Genomic DNA, 20,147 nt, shown 5'->3' on the forward strand with positions numbered 1-20,147 from the left:
CTGACGATGAATTTGCGCTGACCTGAAACGACATTTGATGACTCGACAAAGCGGCCCCTGCCGATTGAGCAATCACCTTTCGGCAATGGGCCCATGATCATTGCGTCCAGTCTTCGATGCTCAGACCGTCTACACGATGGAAAGCCTGGTCATTGGTCACCAACACAGCATCGATTTCCAGCGCCTGCACGGCGATGAGAAGATCAAGGTCGGCAAGCCGTCTGCCTTGCCCTTCCAAGGCTGCCCGCACACTACCGTATCGCTGTGTCAATGAGTGCTGCCACGCCAGCACTTCCACGTGGCACAGGAATTCATGGTGTAGCCGCTACGCACAAGGCCCGCTTGACGGCGGGCCTTGTCATTTCACGCGCTAACTCAGGAGCCGGCTTTTGCCCCCTGGCCAGCCGCCTGCCATTGCGGCTCGCCGTCGATCAGCGGCACTCGCTCGCCCTTGGGCGCTTCGTCGAGACGCACATCGAAGACCTCGCCATCGATGCGGTATTCGACGTCGTAGCCCAGGAAACGCTCCTCGACGTCGGTCACGGTCTGGCAGCGGCGCTCGGTAGTGGTGTAGGTGTCGCCCTGCTGCATGCGTCCCTGAACTTCACGCCCGGCGAAACCGCCAGCCACGGCCCCCGCGGCGGTGGCGATCTTCTTGCCGCTGCCGCCGCCGACCTGATTGCCCAGCACGCCGCCGACGATGGCTCCCACGGCGGTACCGGCGATACGATTGGGGTCCTGGCTCGGGCGCTGGCGGGTCACCACCACGTCCGAACAGGCCTCACGCGGCGTCTGGATGGTATCGGTGATGCGCTCGACATCGACGACTTCGGCGTATTCCGGCCCCGAGTTCGTGGCCTGGATCTGATAGGCCCCGAAGGCCAAGCCGCCGAGCCCCAGGACCGCGAGGGTACTGCCGATAACGATGGACTTGCTCATGGGTCACCTCCTCGATTTCTTCAGCGCTTCCCTTGATGGTGCGAGTGATGCCTAGACGGCAGCTTACTCCCGGAAGGCGATGAAATCAGTTTTAGAACACCGTTTCCTTATTGTTTGTCATATCCATCACGCCATGCTTTTGGGGTTCCTCACGGATTACCGTGAATGGCTGTTGGGCATAGGAGCCGGTTCGTCGGGCGATTGAATCAACCCCTCGCTCGGTAAACCGAGCTCCCACGAAAATCAGAGCCACCGGGGTGGTAGGAGGCCGATTCATCGGGCGAACGCTGCGTAGCGGCGCCGGCTCGATTCGGGCGCCCGACGGCGCCTTTCGCGCAGAGGATCTGCGCTCCTACGCTGCCCTTGATCCGGACGATTAGCGGCGTCACGCGAATCTGCGATGAATCTTTTTTGCCTCCGGCGCTCATCGCGGACGTTGGTTTTGAAAAACTTTCACACCCCCAGCGCATCGCGGGTCCGGTAGTACCACGCCCCTATTGCCGTCAGCGGCACGCTGAGCACGCGCCCGCCCGGAAACGGCAGGTGCGGCAGGCCGGCGAAGGCATCGAAGCGTTCGCCCTGCCCTTGCATGACCTCGGCGATCAGCTTGCCCGCCAGGTGCGTGCTGGTGACCCCGTGCCCCGAGTAGCCCTGGGCATAGTAGACGTTGCCGTTGAGACAGCCGAATTGCGGAAGGCGATTCAGGGTCAGCAGGAAGGTGCCGCTCCAGGCGTAGTCGATCCTTACCCCCTTGAGCTGGGGAAAGGTGGTTTCCAGCTTGGGCCGGATGACGCCCTCGATGCTGCTCGGGTCCTGGCCGCCATAGCTGACGCCGCCGCCGTAGATCAGCCGACGATCGCCGGACAGGCGGTAATAGTCGAGCAGGTAGTTGCAGTCCTCCACCGCTCGATCGTTGGGCAGTATCTCCCGGGCCTGGGCTTCGCTGAGCGGCGCGGTGGTGACGACCTGGGTGCTGGCCGGCATCGACTTGCCCTCGAGGGAGGGCAGCAGCCCCTTCATGTAGGCGTTGCCCGCCATCACCACCCGCTCGGCCACCACCGCGCCGTGGGGCGTGGCAAGCCTGACGGGCGTTCCCTGCTCGATGGCCGTCACCGGGCTCTGCTCGTGGATCACGCCGCCCAGGGATTCGAAGGCCGCCGCCTGGCCCAACACCAGATTGAGCGGGTGCAGGTGCCCGCCGGAATGATCCAGCAGCGCGCCCACGTAGCGATCACTGCCGATCTCGCGGCGGTAGGCGTTGCCTTCGAGCAGCTCCAGTCTATCGTTGCCGTAGCGCTCCCACAGGGCCTTGTGCTCGATCAGCCCTTTCATCTGCCTGGCGTTGCAGGCGGCGAAGAGGTTGCCTTCCTTGAGATCGCAGTCGATGGCGTAGCGAGCGATTCGCTCGCGGATGATGCGATTGCCCTCGAAGGCCATGTCGCCCAGGGCGCGAGCCGTGTCGACACCGTACCTGGATTCGATGACATCCATGTCGCGGCTGTAGCTGTTGACGATCTGGCCGCCGTTGCGGCCCGAGGCCCCGAAGCCGACCCGGGCCGACTCCAGCAGCACCACCCGGTGGCCCTGCTCGGCCAGATGCAAGGCGGCGGAGATTCCCGTGAAGCCGGCTCCCACCACACAGACATCGCAGCGCTTTTCACCGGTCAGCGGCGGGCGCTCGGGGCTCTCCTGGGCAGTGGCAGCATAATAGGACGCAACATGCGAGGTGGCGTTCGACGGCATCGTGATCTCCGTGAGCGGTTATTTTATTTAACATTCAAGAGCAATTGTACGGGAGATTCTAGCCACACCTCAATCAAACGGTATGCTATTTGCAACACGCGGGCGAAAAAAACCATTCGCCGCTGGGCCTATCGCTCGCTGAAGCGAGCTCCTACAACTGATCAGAGCCACTGGGGGGTGGGAGCCCGATTCATCGGGCGATAGAGGCAATCAAACCGCCTATCGCTCGCTGAAGCGAGCTCCTACAACTGATCAGAGCCATTGGGTGGTGGGAGCCCGATTCATCGGGCGATGGAGCAGACCAATCGAGCCTACCGGCTGCGCACCTCATTCCACAACTGCTGCAACAGCTGCAGCTGGTCTCCCTCGATCAGCGGCGTGGTCACCAGGGTATCGCGTGCCTCGGGGCTCAGGCGCGACGACTCGCGCAACTCCGGCACGACCTGCTCCAGGGCAGCCTCGTTGGGGGTGCGATAGAAGGCATAGTTCGCCGACTTGGCGGCATTCTCCGGGCGCAGCATGAACTCGATGAACTTGTTGGCAAGCTCCGGATGCGGCGCCCGGGCCGGGATCGCGAAGGTATCGACGCCCAGCTGCGAGCCTTCCTGGGGAATGAAGAATGCGAGATCGCCGTAGGTCTCGGGGGAATCCGCCTTGCGATACTCGAGATCGCCACTGTAGGTCACCGCCACCTCGGTGACGCCCCGGGCGATCTGATCGATGGCCGCAGTGCTGTCGACGAAGCCGGTGAAGTTGTCGCGATCGAGCACCTTGCTCATCAGCCTGGCGGCCTCGACCCAGGGCTCCTGGCCGACACAGTCGAAACCGTTGCCCTGGTAGGCACAGGCCATGCCCAGGCTGACCTGCGGATCGCCGCCGAGCAGCGCGAAGGGGTAGTCGGGGTTGATGTCGGCGTCGAACAGCAGCCCCCAGGAGGGCTCGGGGTCCTCGAAGGTGGTGGTGTCGTAGACGATGCCGGTGGCACCCCACAGGTAGGGCACGCTGTAGCGCTCCTCGGGATCGTAGTCGGGGCGCCGAAAGGCCCCCATCAGGTTGTCGCGGTTGTCGACGATGGCAGGATCCAGCGCCTGGATCAGCCCGGCATTGATCAGCCGCGGCACGAAATAGTCGGTCGGCACTATCACGTCGAACTGCGCATCGCCCCCAGCCGCCAGCTTGGAGAACATCTCGGCGTTCGAGGTGAAGTAGCTCTGCACCACCTCGACATCGTATTCCTGCTCGAAGGCGGTCACGACCTCGGGGTCCATGTACTCGGTCCAGTTGAACAGGTAGAGCTTCTCGGCGGCGCTCGCCGGCAGAGCCAGGGTCAGCAGGCAGGCACCCATCAGGGGTGGCAGCGAGGAAATGAGGCGCATGTGAGGAATCCTTGTGGGCCGGGCCAGTTCAAGAAGCCCTTATCATAGCCCGAACGACTCCCCCGGTTAACCACGCGCCATGATCAGGCCCAGGTGCTCCTTCAGGCCGTCCATCTCGTCGCTCAGGTAGTCGTCGTCGAATCCCGCCTCCTCGACCAGCCGTACCTCATCCAGAATCTCGATGTGCTGGCGGTGCTTGACCAGGATGCCCTCTCTTTCCAGGCTCATCAGAGTGCGGTTGACGTGCACCACGGTCAGGCCGAGCACCTCCCCCAGCATGCCCTGGGTAAGCGGCAGGAAGAACTGCTGGAGGCTCGTGGGATGCAGCTTGTTGAGCCGGGTATGGGTCTCGAGGATGAAATGCATGATGCGCGAGCGCGCACTGCGGTGAATGGTCATCAGCATGCGCTCGTTGAGCATCGCTTCCTGGCGCGCGATGGAAGCCAGCAACGCCATGGTCAACGCCGTGGAGGCATCGGCGATGTCGACAATGCACCGGTGGTGAAACATGCTCACCATGCCGCGGGTCAGCATGCGCGCCGAGGTGCGGTGCTTGGCGAAGGTCACGTCGCGCAGGCCGACGATGTCACCGGGAATGAAGACGTCGATGATCTGGCGCTCGCCGTCGAGATTGTCCCGGTAGGTGCAGACCCAGCCACTCTGGATGACGTAGAGCTGGTCGACCTTGTCCTGGGCCTGCCACAGGACCGTCTTGTCCGCCATGCTGTATCGGCTCTTCTCCAGATCCAGCAGGAGCGACCTTTCCTGATCGTTCAAGGAAAAGAAACGGCCAAGATTCGACAGGATGGCGCTGGCTTGTTGGGTCATCAATCGCCTCTTGAGGCTTCTGCGAAGCCGTCGAGAAAAGAGACATCAGGCTGGGCGATTTGGCGATTTGGCGATTTGGCGATTTGGCGATTTGGCGATTTGGCGATTTGGCGATTTGGCAGACCAACCTCGACGCTTCTGAAAAAATCGACAAGCCTGACAGCGTGGCTTGAACGGATCGAAAACGACGAACTCGGTTGGTGCGGGGTCAACGTCGATTCACGGCATTGTCAAATGACAGTATAGAACATGGAACGATGGTAGAAGGTTACCTTTGCTCAAAAATTAACCTGGGTTAATAATACTTCGGATTTCAGAGTTTCCTTGATTCAAAGCAACCTGCAAAGGATGGGGTCAGACCCAGCGATACCACTTCCTTGCTCGACCGCTCCCTGGTCATGCTGCACTCCTTGGCGTATCTCTGGCTTAATACCTTTCCTTGGCATGTCTGACCCCACGGACAGGATAATGGAAGCGAGTGAGACTTTTATTAAATTGAGTTAATGAGTATGCCGATTCCCTTTCTTCCTCATTCTGGCGGCCCAGCAGGCTAATGAATGATAATGAAAAGCGAGAGAAGCACCCAACGTGTTTGGTACTAAAAAAGATATTTTTTTGCATTAATTCCTGACCAGCCCTGCCTCCGAAGGGCCGGACACCTGCCCTTTCGGGGTGTAGCGGGGCATCAAGCCGCCAGCTGCAGACGTTGCCGGCACTCCTGCAGGATCTGGCAGTGAATCAGGCGCTGTTCGGCAAATTCATCCAGCAGGGCACCCACCTCGTCCGGCCGGCTCGCTCGGCACAGTTGAGAATAGAAGTTCAGCGCCTCTCCTTCCTCCTGCAATGCCTGGCTCAGCGCGACACAGGCCATCAGCCTGTCGATGACGAAGAAGTGATTGTGCGGATCGATTCGGGTCGGCTCCTTATTCACCGTTGCGAGGAGGTCGGGACATTGCAGACGCTGCGCCAGTCGATGAAGCCTTTCGAGACGCTGCATGCCCTCGTCGACCAGGATCTGCATGAGCCGAAAGATGCCTCTATCGAAGGGCTGGAAGCGTAACGCCAGTATCCGACCGCGGTGAATGTGCCGATTTTCATGCGCCATCGTCATGACCAGCACCTCTGCCGGTTGCAGGGTATCTCCACCGTCTGGCCTTGCCTGTTCTTGCATACTCGATCCTCCGTATTCCGCATCTCCAATGACTGGAACCAGCCGACGACCCTGTCAGCCCTGCATTGGAGGAAGCGTAATAGGAGTAGATAGATTTTCTATTTAATCACGTTAATAAAAATGCCTTTCATAGAAACAACGGACACCGGAAGATCGAACGAATGCAAAACGCTCATGGTCGAACAGCCGCCGCGAGACAGTGCATCGCGCCGAGCGCGAACCGCTCACCTGTCGGCGACTCCCAGGTGGTCGTACAGGCCAGCGAGGCTGTCGTCCAGATACTCGGTGTCGATCTCGGCCTCGTCCAGCAATCTTGGCCAGTCGATGATCTCGATGTGGTAACGGTGCTTGCGCAGCACCCTGTCCTTCTCCAGGGCCGTCAGCGTGCGATTGATATGCACGGTGGTCAGTCCCAGTATCTCGCCGAGCAGGGCCTGGGTCAGGGGAAGATAGAACTGGCGTGACTCCGTCAGGCGTACCTTGCTCAAGCGCGTATGCATCTCGACGATGAAATGTGCGATACGCGAGCGTGCAGTGCGGTGGATGGCCATCAGCATCCGCTCGGTGAGCATCGCTTCCTGGCGCGCGACGGAGGCCAGCAGAGCGATCGCCAACGGCGTGGAGGCCTCGACGAGGTCGACGATGCGCTTCTGGGAGAAGACGCCCAGCGAACCCCGGGTCAGCATCTGGGCGCCGGTCCTGTGGCGAGCGAAGGTGAATTCGCGCAAACCGACGATGTCTCCGGGGATCAATACATCGACGATCTGGCGGTCACCATCGAGGTTGTTGCGATAGGTATAGGCCCAGCCACTCTGCAGGATGAAGAAATTGCCGATTCCCTCATTGGTCATCCAGAGGCTGTCCCCCGCCGAGACAGTCAGGCGCTTCTCCTCGAGATGCAACAGCAGCGTTCTCTCTCGTTCCGTCAGCTCGAAATAACGCCCCAGATTGGTCAGGATGGCATTTTTCTTCGGGTTCATTCCTGGCCCCAGATCGACGTGCAGGATGGCTCGGGCAAAGGGGTCTGGACACTGCGCCGAGGCGTGTCGCGATGACGGCCCTGCCTGCCATGTGAAACGGAGTAGCGAGCGGCTTGCGGCTCAATGAAGCACCCTGGCACTTTTTGCACCGCAAAAAAATGCGGCGTATCCCTCACCGGATACGCCGCAAGATGCTAATCAAGAACGGCCGAAAGCCTTGTTTAAACGGGTTAATAAAAGGGCAATTTACACGCGCAGCAGGAGATGTTCACGCTCCCAGGAACTGATGACACCGAAATAGGCGGTATGCTCGGCCCGTTTGACCGCCAGGTAGCTGTTGACGAAACGCTCGCCGAGTATGTCGGCGAGCGCCGGACACTCCTGCAGGCCATTCAGGGCGGGGCTGATGTCATCCGGCAGCTTGTTGCCCGCGTCCCAGGCAGAGCCCACCATGGGTGGACGCGGGTCGATCTGACCGAGCATGCCCAGGTAGCCGCAGGCCAGGGTGGCGGCGATGACAAGATAGGGATTGACGTCGGCGCCGGCCAGCCGATTCTCGACCCGGGTCGCCTCGGGAGGTCCTACCGGAACGCGCAGCCCCACGGTGCGGTTGTCGTACCCCCATTCGGTGTTGACCGGCGCGGAGCCGCTGTGCTCGCCACGCATCAGACGACGATAGGAGTTGACGTTGGGGGCGAAGAACGGCATCGCCGCCGGTAGGTACTGCTGCAGACCACCGATGTAATTGTGAAACAGGCGGCTGGGCTGGTCGTCGTCGCCGGCGAACAGATTGCGCCCGCTCTTGATGTCCACCAGGCTCTGGTGCACATGCATGGAACTGCCCGGTTCGTTGGCCATGGGCTTGGCCATGAAGGTGCCGTACATGCCATGACGCAGCGCCGTCTCGCGCAGGGTGCGCTTGAACATCACCACCTGGTCGGCCAGCGTCAAGGGATCGCCGTGCTGGAAGTTGACCTCCATCTGACCCGCCCCCTCTTCGTGGACCAGGGTGTCGATGTCCAGCCCCATCGCCTCGCAATAGTCGTACATCTCCTCGAACAGGGGATCGAACTCGTTGACCGCATCGATGGAGAAGGACTGGCGACTGCTCTCCTGGCGCCCGGTGCGGCCGATCGGCGGCTCCAGGGGGTAGTCGGAGTCCTTGTTGGTCTTGACCAGGTAGAACTCCACCTCCGGGGCGACCACCGGCTTCCAGCCACGCGCGTCATAGAGCGCGAGCACACGCTTGAGCACGCCGCGGGGCGACAGCTCCACCGGTTCCCCGGTCAGGTAGTAGCAATCGTGGATGATCTGGGCGGTGGGATCGTCGGCCCAGGGCACCAGGTAGACGGCGCCAGGATCGGCGACCAGCTGCATGTCGAGTTCGGCGGCGTTCCAGAAGCGGATGTCCTCGTCCTCGGGGTACCCTCCGGTGACCGTCTGGATGAAGATCGAGTCCGGCAGGCGCGGCCTTCCCCCGTTGAGATACTTCCTGGCGGGCATGATCTTGCCCTTGAGGATGCCGGTCAGATCGGTGACCAGGCATTCCACCTCGGTGATGCCATGGGTATTGAACCACTCGCTCAGCTCGTGGTTCTGACTGCTACTCATACAACGTTCCTTTCATGGCGGGTTGCGCGATAGGCCGGTGCCCTGAGCCGGCCTGGCAAACGCAGAGGGGCAACCACGACGACCCCTGCTCTGCTGTCGCTCTTGCGGGGACCAGCCGGCCCCCGCCCTCTCCTCTCTCAACGAGATTGCACTTCGTTCCACAGTTGGGTGAAGGTCTGCAGCTTGTCGCCCTTCAGGCTGGGCGTGAAGTGCAGCCGCTGCATGACTTCATCACTGAATTGCACCGGCGGCTTGGTCAGCACCTCGTCCAGATGGGGCTTGGCGGCCTCGTTGGGGCTGGCGTAATAGTTGTAGTTGGACAGCTGGGCACCCACTTCGGCATCGAGGATGAAATTGATGAAGTTGTGCGCCATGTCCGGATTGGGTGCCTTGGCAGGGATCATCATCACGTCCACCCACTTCTCGGTGCCCTCCTCGGGAATCACGAACTCGATGTCCGCGAAGGATTCCGGGTTCTCGTCCTTGTAGAACAGATAGTCGCCGTTGTAGGTCACCGCCGCATGGGTGACGCCCCGGGCAAGTTGCTGCAAGGCCGGCGTGCCATCGACGAAACCGCTGAAGCGCTCGCGGTTCTTGGTGTCCAGCAGGAGCTTGGCACTCTCCTTCCAGGCGTCCACGTCGCTGCAGTCGTAGCCATGACCGAGGTAGGCGCAGCCGATGCCCATGGTCACCTGGCCGTCACCCATCAAGGCAAAGGGGTGGCTCGGGTTGACCTCCGGGTCGAACATCAGCGACCAGCTGCTGGGCGCGTCCGGGAAGGTCGCGGCGTTGTAGACCAGGCCGGAGACCCCCCATTGATAAGGTGCGGTATAGGCGGCGCCGGGATCGTAGCTGGGGTCGTCGAACTGCTCCATCACGTTGTCCAGGTTGGGAATCCGGGACTTGTCGAGCTCCTGCACCAGCCCGGTCTCGATCAGCCTCGGCACGTAGTAGTTGGAGGGCACGATGATGTCGTACTGGGAGACACCGCCGGTGTTGAGCTTGGCGAACATCTCGGGCAGTGAATTGTAGTAGTTCTGGACCACGTCGACGTCGTATTTTTCCTCGAAGGCCGCGATGATCTCCGGATCCATGTACTGGGTCCAGTTGAACAGATAGAGCTTCTTTTCCTGCGCCTGAGCGCCGCCGACCAGGAGCAGGCTTCCCAGTACCGCGGCCATCGTCGTCGTTGTTTTCATTGTCACTCTCCTTGGCTTTGCAGCGGTTGAAACGGGGCCTCTAGCGCTGCCCCTGTCGGTTGAACAGCAGACTCAACATCGCGGCCAGGGCGACGGCACCGATCATCAAGGCGGCGATGGCATTGATCTCCGGGGTCACTCCCTTCTTGATGGCGCCCCAGATGTAGATGGGCAGGGTGGCGCTTTCCGGACCCGAGGTGAAGAAGCTGATCACGAAGTCGTCGATCGACAGGGTGAACGACAGGAAGAACGCCGAGATCAGTGCCGGCTTGATGGTCGGCAGCAGGAAGTGCCACGCCCGCTTGACCGGGGTCGCGTAGAGGTCCTTGGCCGCCTCGAACAGGGTCGGGTCGAGCCCCACCAGCCGCGAATAGACGATCAGCGCCACGAAGGGGATCTGGAAGGTCACGTGGGAGATGATCATGGTCAGAAGCCCGGGCTGCAACAGCCCGGTATGGCGATGCACCGAGACGAAGAAGGCCATCTCCGAGATACCGAAGACGATGTCCGGCAGCACGATGGGCAGGTAGATCAGCACGATCAGCCAGCCCAGCTTGCGATGCCGATGGCGGTACATGCCGTAACCGATCAGGCAGCCGATCGCCAGCGCGATCACCGAGGAAACGATGGCCAGCACCAGACTGTTCCAGAACGCCGAGATGATCTGCTCGTTGCCCAGCAGACGCTCGTACCAGCGCAGCGAGAAGCCGGTGAAGCGAGCGGCGCTGTTGGCGGCGTTGAAGGAGAAGAACACCACCACGGCCAGCGGCAGATAGAGGAATACCAGGGTCAGCCACCAGAAACCGCTCAGGCCGCGCTGCAGGGTGCGTTTTTTCATATCACCACCTCCTCGCCGCCGCCGAGGCGCTTGCCGATACGACGCATGGCGAACAGGCCGATGAAGGTGGCGATCAGCATCAGGATGGCCCCGGCGGCCCCCAGCGGCCAGTTGGAGCCTCCAGCGAACTGATTGGCCACCAGGTTGCCGAGCATCATGCCCTTGCCACCCCCGAGCAGTTCGGGGATCACGTACATGCCGAAGGCCGGGATCGCCACCAGTACCGTACCTGCGAGAAGGCCGGGCAGGGTCTGCGGGAACACCGCGTGCCAGAAGGCGCGCACCGGCGAGGCATAGAGGTCCTGGGCGGCCTGGACCTGGGCCGTGTCGAGCTTCTCGAAGGCGGCGTAGAGCGGCAGCACCATGAAGGGCAGGAAATTGTAGACCAGCCCCAGGGTCACGGCGAAGTTGGAGGGATAGAGCCCCATGTTGGGGGGAATCAATCCCAGCATCTGCGCGGCATCGGACAGCGGCGTACCCGGCGCCAGCAGGTTCATCCAGCCGAAGGTGCGGATGACCTGGTTGGTCCAGGAGGGCACTACCACCAGCAAGAGCATGATGGCACGCCATTTCTCGCGGCAGGTGGTGATGTAGTAGGCGATGGGGTAGGCCACGATCACCACCAGCACCGTCGCCAGGAAGGTCTGCCATAGCGAACGCAGCAAGGTGTAGAGGTTGCCCGGGCTCCAGCCCAGGAAACCGAAGCCGGCCAGCTGCTCGAAGGCATCCAGGGTCAGGGGCATCTGCGGCAGGCCGTAAGGGCCGTTGGTCATGAACGCCACGGCCATCAGGTAGAGGCTGGGCAGCACCAGGAACACGACGATCCAGATGGCACCCGGCGAGACGCTCAGCAGCAGATGCCGCGACTCGCTGACCACGGCCTTGCCACGGAACGCTATCTGTAGAGTTTCCGCCATCGTTGCCTCCTCAGGATGCGACCCTGACCAGATCTTCGGGATGCACACCGACCGCCACCTTGTCACCGACATTGTGCAGTCGTTGTCCCACGTTGCTCGCCGTGGCCATCACGGTCACGCCGTTCACCTCCAGGCGATACTCGACGCGACTCCCGCGGTAGAGCCGCTCCCTGACCTGGCCTTCCAGCCGGTTGTAATCCTCGGAAAGGTCGGCGTTCAGCTCCAGGGTCTCGGGGCGCACCAGCAGCCAGCCTTCCTGCTCCTGGCGCTGTTCCGCCGGGTCGAGGCGCAGGCGTCCCAGTTCGGTATCCACCCAGTCTTCCTGACTGGCATGGATGGCGAACAGGTTGTCGTGACCCATGAACCGTGCCACGAAGGCGTTGCGGGGATGCTCGTACACCTCGTTGGGCGTCCCCACCTGCTGGATGATGCCGGCATCGAGCACGGCGATGCGATCCGACATCACCATGGCCTCGTCCTGGTCGTGGGTCACGAACACGAAGGTCATGCCCAGGCGCTTCTGGATACGCTGCAGTTCGACCTGGAGCTGGCCGCGCAGGCCGGCATCCAGGGCGGACAGCGGCTCGTCGAGGAGCAGTACGTTGGGCTCGCAGATCAGCGCCCGGGCCAGGGCGATACGCTGGCGCTGCCCACCGGAAAGCTGGTCGACCCGGCGCTCGACCAGGGAGCCCAGCTGGATGAATTCGGCAACCTCGTCGACCTTGCGCCGACGCTCCGCCGCCGACTCGCCACGCATGCGCAGGCCGAAGGCCAGGTTGTCGCGCACCGACAGGTGGGGGAACAGCGCGTAGGACTGGAAGACGGTATTGACGCTGCGCCTGTGGGGCGGAATGTCGGTGATATCCTCGCCGCCGATCAGCAGTCGTCCGTCATCGGGCTCTTCGAGTCCGGCGAGAATGCGCAGCAGGGTGGTCTTGCCACACCCCGACGGCCCCAGTAGGGTGAAGAACTCGCCGGCCTCGATGGTGAGGTCGACGTCGTCCAGGGCCACCGTGTCCCGACCGAAGCGCTTGTGCAGCCCCTTGAGCTCGATCGACGAGGGTTCGCGACGCGTGCGCTCCGATGTCTCGCCGACATCGTCGGCACGGCGGCTCGCCGGGCTCGGCGTTTCGACCTTGGCGGCCGAGGCGGAATCGCTCATGCATGACTCTCCCATTCTTGTCGTCGTACTGTCGGAGAACATGACGCCTCCGAGACTACAACCGGTCTCGCAACTTGTAGAAATTGGTCGCCAGCACCAGCAAGGGCTTGCGTAGCCAACGACCGCCGGGAAACTCGCGATGGGGCATGGCGGCAAACACGTCGAATCGCTCCGCCTGGCCGGCAATGGTATCGCCGAGCAGCTTCCCGGCCAGCCCGGCCAGGGACATGCCATGCCCCGAATATCCCTGAGCGTAGAAGAGGTTGCCATCCAGGCGACCGAAGTCAGGAGCACGGTTGAGGGTGATGGCCACGTCGCCGCCCCAGCGATAGTCGATCCGGATGCCCTCCAGCACGGGAAACAGCCGGGCGATCTTGGCATCCATGCGCGCCTCGAGGGCCCGCGGTTCCCGGCCATCGTAGCTTACCTCGCCGCCGTAGAGCAGGCGTCGATCGCCGGACAGGCGGTAATAGTCGAGCACGAAGTTGGCATCCGAGAGCGCGTCGTTGCGCGGCAATACCCGGGCGACCTGATCCTCGCTCAACGGCTCGGTGGCAACGATGTAGTTGGCGGCGCGCATGATGCGCCCGCCCAGCTCGGGCAGCAGACCGCCCAGATAGGCATTGGTGGCGACCACCACGAAGTCGGCGGTCACCTCGCCCCGGGCCGTGGCCACCCGCGCCGGCTGCCCTCGCGCGATATTCACCACCGCGCTTTGTTCATGAAGAATGGCCCCCGCCCGCTGGGCGGCCCGCGCCAGCCCCAGGGTGTAATTGAGCGGATGCAGATGACCGCCCTCGGCATCGTGGAGGGCGGCCGGGTAGGCATCGGTCACTACCCGCTCGTGCAGGGCGTCGCCCTCGAGCAAGGTCATCGAAGGGTAATCGTAGCGACTTGCCATGCGCTCCTGGAAATGACGCAGTTCCCGAACCTGGCGCGGCTTGACCGCGGCATTCAAGTAGCCCCAGGCCAGGTCGCAAGGAATCTCGTGGCGCCGAATCAGCCGTTCGGTCAGGCGCACCGACTCGCGACTCATCTCCCAGACGTCTCGTGCCCGCTCCAGCCCGAGGGACTTCTCGATCACGTCGATGTCACAGCCCAGACCCGGCAGAATCTGTCCACCGCTACGACCGGAAGCGCCATAACCGATTTCACTGGCTTCGAGCAGCACCACCCGGTAGCCCCGTTCGGCCAGGTGCAAGGCCGCCGAGCACCCTGTCACGCCACCACCGACGATGCAGACATCGGCACGACTCGCCCCCTCCAGTGGCGGGGTCGGCGCCAGGTCGACCGCCACGCTGGCATTGTAGAAGGAGTCGGGGCGGCGCAGATCGGTGGTGGCCATCGCGTGACTTCCGGGTCGGGGCTGCCGCTTTGGGCACGGGCAGCTGTTGAATTAACTTACCGTCTTGACAAGTTCCTTTCCATTTCTTGGGTCAAGTCTGACACCAAACCAGTATCAGTTGTCAAGTATTCAATAACAGCCATTGGAGCCATTCTCCTCTACTCCTCCCCGTCGGCAGGCTCGCCCTGCGCCGCCAGGGCCGCGAGAAACGCCTCGAGCACCCGGTGCGGTCGTCGGCCGCGCCGGGTCACCGTGACGAATTCGGTGGTGAAGCTTTCCTGCTCGGGGCACAGCGCCCTCAGTCTGCCCGACTCGACCCAGGGGCGTGCCAGATGATCGGGGAGGTAACCGATATAACGCCCGGTCAGGATCAGGAAGGCGATGCCTTCCCGATCGCTGGCCGTGGCGCTGGTCGCAAGCCGCTCATGGCGCTCCCTTGCCGCGGGAGGTAGCGGGTAGCTTGGCATCACCGCTTCCTGATGCCCCAGACAGACACCGGCCAGGGCGGCGTCATCGACATGAAACAGGGGATGGTTGTCGGCGCAATAGAGCAGCGATCGCTCGCTGTAGAGCGGTATCGACTCGAGACTGGCCAGGCTATTGATCGCCGGCACGACGCCCAGATGCAGGCTGCCGTCGAGTACCGCCAGGGCGATGGCGTCGGGGGGCGTCATGTGGATGTTGATGCGAACCTCGGGTCCACGGCGCTTGAGCTCTGCCAGGGCGTGGGTGATGCGCATCTGGGGCAGGCTGACAAGGTTGTCGGTGATGCCGATGTTGAGCTCTCCGCGCAAGGCGCGATGCAGACCATTGACCTCGGTGCGAAACGTCTCCAGGGAGGCCAGCAACGCCAGGGTGGCCTGGTAGACCTCTCGCCCCTCTTCCGTGAGCGCGAAGCCGCCGCGTCCGCGCTGACAGAGACGCAGCCCGAGGCGTTTCTCGAGATCGCCCATGTGCACGCTGATCGCCGAGCGACCGATACCGAGAGCCACTTCCGCGGCGGTGAAACCGCCACACTCCACTACCGCCTTGAAGACCCGCAGCAAGCGGATATCGAAGTCGCTGACCTGATTCAGGGGAAGGGGCGCACGCTCCATGAGGCTCTGGCGCGGCTCAGCGGCGTGTGCCGCATACGACGCAACCGGGGTCGCGCAGTACGTTGAAACGGCGCCACTCACCGTTCAGGCCATCGAAGGTCGAGAGCCCGCGATGCGACGTGCCGGCACCGCTCAGAAGCTTGAGCGCCTCGAGGGCCTGGAAGGTACCGATCACGCCGACCAGCGGGGCGACCACGCCGTTCTCGGCGCAGCGCAGCTCCTCGTCGTGACGCTCGCCTTGCCCACCGGGCGGGTACAGGCAGGCATAGCAGGGGCTGTCGGCATCCCTTGGATCGAACACCGCCAACTGGCCCGAGAAGCGAATCGCCGCGCCGGAGACCAGAGGCTTGCGCTTTTTCAGGCAGGCTCGGTTGATGGCATAGCGGCTGGAGAAACGATCGGTGCAATCGAGCACCACATCGGCGCTCGCCACCGCGGCCTCAAGGGCATGCCCTTCCAGATGCCGGGGAATGACATCGACACGACAGCCGGAATTGAGCGCCCGGGCCGCCTCGGCGGCAGACGTCACCTTGGGCCGGCCAAGATCGGCTTCACCGTGGGCGATCTGGCGCTGCAGGTTGGAGAGTTCCACCACGTCGTCATCCACCAGGGTGAGGCGACCGACCCCCGACGCAGCAAGATAGAGCGCCACCGGAGAACCAAGACCACCGGCACCGATGATCAAGGCGTGCCCCGAGAGCAGGCGCTCCTGGCCGGTCACGTCGACCTGCTCCAGCATGATGTGCCGGCTGTAACGCAGCAGCGACTGATCATCCATGGCTCACCTCACGAGTCGTCATCCACCGGTACCCTGCCTGGGAACTCACTTGTCCAGTTGCTCGATTTCCGGAACGTGCAAGGAGAACTCCTCCTTGACTTCCTCCATGACCACATAGCTCTTCGACTCCTTGACCCCGGGCAGGGTTAGCACGACGTCGCCCAGCAGCTGGCGATAGGCGGACATCTCGGGGATACGGCACTTGAGGATGTAGTCGAACTGCCCCGACACCAGATGGCACTCCTGGATCTGCGGCAACCTAGTGACGGCCCGACGAAACTCGTCGAACACCGCGGGGGATTGCGTCTCGAGGCTGATCTCGACGAATACCAGCAGGTTGGCCTTGAGTGCCGCCGGGTCGAGCACGGCCTTGTAACCGCGAATGATGCCAGCGCGCTCGAGGCGCTTGACGCGCTCGAGGCATGGCGTCGTAGACAACCCCACCTGGGAGGCGAGTTCGACGTAGGAGATGCGCGCATTGTCCTGCAGAATGCTCAGAATCTTGAGATCGATGCGGTCCAGCGACCGAGTCTTGGTTTTCATTGTAATGGTGTTCCCAGTCGAGTGTCAGCAGCATGATCGTCTACATATCGAGCCGCAGGCAGTCGCGATTCGCGGAGAAGCCATGATTTTTCCGGCCAAACAGCAGATCGTCCTCTGCCTCATTACAACTATCACAGTCGCTCGCCCAGGCTCCAGCCTGGCGCATTCCACGCTGTGCTCATGCCGGCAGGCGACCGATCGCGACCCGAGGCTGGCCGGCCAGGTCGGTGAGGGTCGCCACCTCCTCATAGCCGGCCCGCAGCAGCGCCTCGCTTACCGCCGGCCCCTGGGTCCAGCCATGTTCGAGCAGTAGCCATCCGCCCGGCACGAGATGGTCCCGGGCCGCGACGACCAGATGGCGAAGGTCCGCCAGCCCGTCTGCCCCGGCCACCAGCGCCGAGCGCGGCTCGAAACGCACGTCGCCCTGGTCGAGATGGGGGTCGTCGTCGGCGATGTAGGGGGGGTTGGCCAGGATCAGATCGAAGCGACGCCCCGACAGCGCGCTAAACCAGTCGCTGACGAGAAACTCGACATTGGCGATACCCAGGCGGGCGGCATTGCCGCGAGCCAGCGCCAGCGCATCGGCGATTCGGTCGACCCCCGATACGTGCCAGCCGGGACGTTCGCTGGCGAAGGCCAGTGCGATGGCTCCGCTTCCGGTCCCCAGGTCCAGGGCCCGACCCCGCGTCGCCGCGGCCCGGGCCAAGGCCGCTTCGACCAGGCATTCGGTCTCGGGCCGCGGAATCAGGGTGGAGGCGTGGGTGCGAAGCCGCAGCCCCCAGAACTCCCGTTCCCCGGTCAGGTAGGCGATCGGCTCGCCGGCGACACGGGCTGCCAGGAGCGCATCGAAACGCCGCCGATCGGCGGGCGCCACTTCCCGGTCGCTCCAGGTGTACAACCAGGTACGCTCCCGCCCCAGCACATGACCCAGCAGCAGCTCGGCATCCAGGCGCGGCGTCGCCGAACCGGCATCTTTCAGGCACGTGCTGGCCTGAAGCAACAACTGCTCGATGCGCATCAGGTGTCCTGCAGTGCCGCGAGTCGCTCGGCCTGATACTCGTTGACCAGCGGTTCGATGACCTCGTCCAGCTCGCCGGTCATCACCTCGCCCAGCTTGTAGAGCGTCAGGTTGATACGGTGATCGGTCAGCCGCCCCTGAGGGAAGTTGTAGGTGCGGATACGCTCGCTGCGATCCCCGGAACCCACCAGGGAGCGGCGTGTGTCGGCCTGCTGCTGGCGTTGATCGGCGACGGCGGCCTGCTTGAGCCGCGCGGCCAGAAGGGACATCGCCTTGGCCCGGTTCTTGTGCTGGCTGCGCTCCTCCTGGCACTCCACCACCACGCCACTGGGAAGGTGGGTGATGCGAATCGCCGAATCGGTGGTGTTCACGTGCTGCCCCCCCGCACCGCTGGAGCGGAAGGTATCCACTCTCAGGTCGTTGGGATCGATGTCGATATCGGCGACCTCGTCGGCCTCGGGCATGACGGCCACGGTACAGGCCGAGGTGTGGATGCGCCCCTGGGACTCGGTGGCCGGCACGCGCTGCACGCGGTGCGCGCCGGACTCGAACTTGAGCCGCGCATAGACGCCCTCGCCACGCACCCGGGCGATGATTTCCTTGTAACCGCCCTGCTCGCCATGGCTGGCACTCACCACCTCGACCTTCCAGCCCATCTTCTCGGCATGGCGCGAGTACATGCGAAACAGGTCGCCGGCGAACAACGAGGCCTCGTCGCCTCCGGTCCCGGCGCGTATCTCGAGAAAGACGTTGCGATGATCGTCCGGGTCCCTGGGCACGAGCAGCTTCTTGAGCCGTTCCTCGAGCACCTCGAGCCGGGCCCTTCCCTCCCGGAGTTCCTCTTCCGCCAGCTCGCGCAGGTCGGCATCGCCGTCCGTACACAACGCGGCGGCCTCCTCGACGTCCTGCTCCACCCCCCGATACTCGCGCCAGGCCCCGGTCAGCTCATCGAGCTCGGCATACTCCCGGGAGTAGTCTCGGAAACGGGTCTGTTCGGCGATCACGTCGGGATCGGCGAGCAGTGCGGCCAGCTCTTCGAAGCGTTCCTGGAGACGTTCCAGGCGATCGCGCAATGACGCTTTCATCAAGGGTCCTATTCCGAATCCTGGGAAGGTGCCGAGGGGTCGAGCAGCAGATTCTCCGCCGCCTGGATGAGGTCGTGACGTTCGGCACCGGAAGCCTCGCGCAGACGCAAGGTCGGGCCATGCAGCAGCTTGTTGGTGAGTTGCTGTGTCAGGCGGCGTATGACCTTTTCGGGATCCTGCCCCTTGGCCAGCTGGGCCAGGGCCTGGGACTCGGCACTCACCCGCAGTGCTTCGCCCTGTTCACGGTAGCGCCGAATGAGATTCCCTGCGCCACGCACCCGGCGTTCGTGCTGCCAGTGACTCACCCCCAGGGCGATCAGTTCTTCGGCCTGATCCGCCGCTACCTGCCGATGCCGACGATTCTCATCGATCACCTCGTGCAGATCGTCGACGGTATAGAGAAAGACATCGGAGAGTTCGCCGACCTGAGGCTCTATGTCCCGAGGCACCGCGATGTCGACCATGAAGATGGGGCGATGCCGGCGCATCTTCAGGGCACGCTCGACCATCCCCTTGCCGAGAATCGGCAAGGGCGCGGCCGTCGACGTGATCACGATGTCGGAGCGCACCAGCGCCTGGGGGATATCGCCCAGCACGATCGCCTCGCCGCCCAGCTCCTGGGCAAGACGCTCGGCACGCTCCTTGGTGCGATTGGCGACGACGATATCACGGATGCCCGCCTCGCTGAGATGACGCCCCACCAGCTCGATGGTCTCCCCCGCCCCCACCAGCAGGGCTCGGGAGCGCGAGAAGTCGTCGAATATGCGGCTCGCCAGACTGACCGCGGCATAGGCCACCGAGACCGGATTCTCGCCGATGCCAGTTTCGGTACGCACCTGCTTGGCCACCGCGAAGGCATGCTGGAAGAGGCGTTCCAGCTCGCCTCCCAGACCGCGATACTCGCGAGCCTGCTGATAGGCCACCTTGAGCTGGCCGAGAATCTGCGGCTCGCCGAGCACCATGGAGTCGAGCCCCGAGGCTACCCTCATGAGGTGCCGGGCTGCTGCCTCATCGAGATAGTGGTAGGCGCATCGGGAAAGCTGCGTCACTGCCAGGCCGTGAAAGCGGCCCAGCCAGTCGAGGATCGCCCGTTCGCCCGCCTCACCGGTGATGCAATAGAGTTCGGTTCGATTGCAGGTCGACAACACTGCCGCCTCGTGCACCTGGGGCAGGCACTTGAGTTCCGTCAGTGCCACCTCCAGCTGGTGCGGTGCGAACGCGACCTGCTCGCGCACCTCGACGGTCGCGGTGTTGTGGTTGATTCCCAGAGCAAGAAGCGTCATTGCGGCGTCACTAGCGTCGAGACCATGGTTCGTACGAAGGCTTGGATGGACGAAATGTTTTTGGCGCCGTAGTTTATCACAGCACCTTCGGTGCAGGGGATGAGAGATGCGCATCCCATTGCTTTGCCCCGGATGATCAAGCCGGTATGCTGAGCGTCAAACCCAGGCCGGCTGAGGCGGCCGGCAGATGCTCCCGGAAATCGCCGAACGAGCGGCGATTTCTTTCGCGAATGA

General features: G+C 63.1%; 19 protein-coding genes. All 19 read right to left on the reverse strand.

Annotation, left to right across the window (positions count from 1 at the left end):
- Positions 1–97 precede the first annotated feature (97 nt).
- Positions 98–307 carry a PIN domain-containing protein gene (locus BUA41_RS14250; RefSeq protein ID WP_139249137.1) on the reverse strand — a complete coding sequence of 70 codons (210 nt, stop codon included), beginning with the start codon at positions 305–307 and terminating at the stop codon, positions 98–100.
- Between the two features lie 68 nt (positions 308–375).
- Positions 376–939, reverse strand: a complete 564-nt coding sequence (locus tag BUA41_RS14255; RefSeq protein ID WP_072824040.1) for a glycine zipper 2TM domain-containing protein — start codon at positions 937–939, stop codon at positions 376–378.
- 453 nt (positions 940–1,392) lie between these two features.
- Positions 1,393–2,682, reverse strand: coding sequence for an NAD(P)/FAD-dependent oxidoreductase (locus BUA41_RS14260; RefSeq protein WP_072824042.1), 1,290 nt, complete (start codon positions 2,680–2,682; stop codon positions 1,393–1,395).
- Positions 2,683–2,993: 311 nt separating this feature from the next.
- A complete protein-coding gene (locus BUA41_RS14265) occupies positions 2,994–4,058 on the reverse strand; it encodes a polyamine ABC transporter substrate-binding protein (protein WP_072824044.1) in 1,065 nt (354 codons plus the stop codon).
- Positions 4,059–4,124: 66 nt separating this feature from the next.
- On the reverse strand, positions 4,125–4,886 hold the full coding sequence (locus tag BUA41_RS14270) for a Crp/Fnr family transcriptional regulator (RefSeq protein ID WP_072824046.1): 762 nt from the start codon (positions 4,884–4,886) through the stop codon (positions 4,125–4,127).
- Positions 4,887–5,571: 685 nt separating this feature from the next.
- The gene (locus BUA41_RS14275; RefSeq protein ID WP_072824049.1) at positions 5,572–6,057 is read right to left on the reverse strand and encodes a hypothetical protein; all 486 of its coding nucleotides are present in this window, start codon (positions 6,055–6,057) and stop codon (positions 5,572–5,574) included.
- A gap of 224 nt (positions 6,058–6,281) precedes the next feature.
- Positions 6,282–7,037, reverse strand: coding sequence for a Crp/Fnr family transcriptional regulator (locus BUA41_RS14280; protein ID WP_072824051.1), 756 nt, complete (start codon positions 7,035–7,037; stop codon positions 6,282–6,284).
- Between the two features lie 246 nt (positions 7,038–7,283).
- Positions 7,284–8,648 (reverse strand): glutamine synthetase family protein, encoded by a 1,365-nt coding sequence (locus tag BUA41_RS14285; protein ID WP_072824053.1) that lies wholly within the window; start codon positions 8,646–8,648, stop codon positions 7,284–7,286.
- A gap of 137 nt (positions 8,649–8,785) precedes the next feature.
- On the reverse strand, positions 8,786–9,847 hold the full coding sequence (locus BUA41_RS14290) for an ABC transporter substrate-binding protein (RefSeq protein ID WP_072824055.1): 1,062 nt from the start codon (positions 9,845–9,847) through the stop codon (positions 8,786–8,788).
- A gap of 40 nt (positions 9,848–9,887) precedes the next feature.
- On the reverse strand, positions 9,888–10,685 hold the full coding sequence (locus BUA41_RS14295) for an ABC transporter permease (protein ID WP_084671627.1): 798 nt from the start codon (positions 10,683–10,685) through the stop codon (positions 9,888–9,890).
- Positions 10,682–11,602: an ABC transporter permease gene (locus BUA41_RS14300; RefSeq protein ID WP_072824057.1), complete on the reverse strand. Its 921-nt coding sequence runs from the start codon at positions 11,600–11,602 to the stop codon at positions 10,682–10,684. The genes BUA41_RS14295 and BUA41_RS14300 overlap by 4 nt, the downstream gene beginning before the upstream one ends.
- A 10-nt stretch (positions 11,603–11,612) precedes the next feature.
- A complete protein-coding gene (locus BUA41_RS14305; protein ID WP_072824059.1) occupies positions 11,613–12,764 on the reverse strand; it encodes an ABC transporter ATP-binding protein in 1,152 nt (383 codons plus the stop codon).
- Between the two features lie 55 nt (positions 12,765–12,819).
- Positions 12,820–14,109 (reverse strand): NAD(P)/FAD-dependent oxidoreductase, encoded by a 1,290-nt coding sequence (locus BUA41_RS14310; protein ID WP_072824061.1) that lies wholly within the window; start codon positions 14,107–14,109, stop codon positions 12,820–12,822.
- Positions 14,110–14,267: 158 nt separating this feature from the next.
- Positions 14,268–15,206, reverse strand: a complete 939-nt coding sequence (locus BUA41_RS14315; RefSeq protein ID WP_072824063.1) for a LysR family transcriptional regulator — start codon at positions 15,204–15,206, stop codon at positions 14,268–14,270.
- Between the two features lie 16 nt (positions 15,207–15,222).
- A complete protein-coding gene (locus BUA41_RS14320) occupies positions 15,223–15,984 on the reverse strand; it encodes a HesA/MoeB/ThiF family protein (RefSeq protein ID WP_072824065.1) in 762 nt (253 codons plus the stop codon).
- 45 nt (positions 15,985–16,029) lie between these two features.
- The gene (locus BUA41_RS14325) at positions 16,030–16,527 is read right to left on the reverse strand and encodes an Lrp/AsnC ligand binding domain-containing protein (RefSeq protein ID WP_072824067.1); all 498 of its coding nucleotides are present in this window, start codon (positions 16,525–16,527) and stop codon (positions 16,030–16,032) included.
- 178 nt (positions 16,528–16,705) lie between these two features.
- The gene (gene prmC / locus BUA41_RS14330) at positions 16,706–17,545 is read right to left on the reverse strand and encodes a peptide chain release factor N(5)-glutamine methyltransferase (protein WP_072824069.1); all 840 of its coding nucleotides are present in this window, start codon (positions 17,543–17,545) and stop codon (positions 16,706–16,708) included.
- A complete protein-coding gene (gene prfA / locus BUA41_RS14335) occupies positions 17,545–18,630 on the reverse strand; it encodes a peptide chain release factor 1 (protein ID WP_072824071.1) in 1,086 nt (361 codons plus the stop codon). Before prfA ends, prmC begins: the two co-directional genes overlap by 1 nt.
- A gap of 8 nt (positions 18,631–18,638) precedes the next feature.
- A complete protein-coding gene (gene hemA, locus BUA41_RS14340; protein WP_072824073.1) occupies positions 18,639–19,913 on the reverse strand; it encodes a glutamyl-tRNA reductase in 1,275 nt (424 codons plus the stop codon).
- Positions 19,914–20,147 lie beyond the last annotated feature (234 nt).

Source organism: Modicisalibacter ilicicola DSM 19980 (assembly GCF_900128925.1).
Lineage (GTDB): Bacteria > Pseudomonadota > Gammaproteobacteria > Pseudomonadales > Halomonadaceae > Modicisalibacter > Modicisalibacter ilicicola.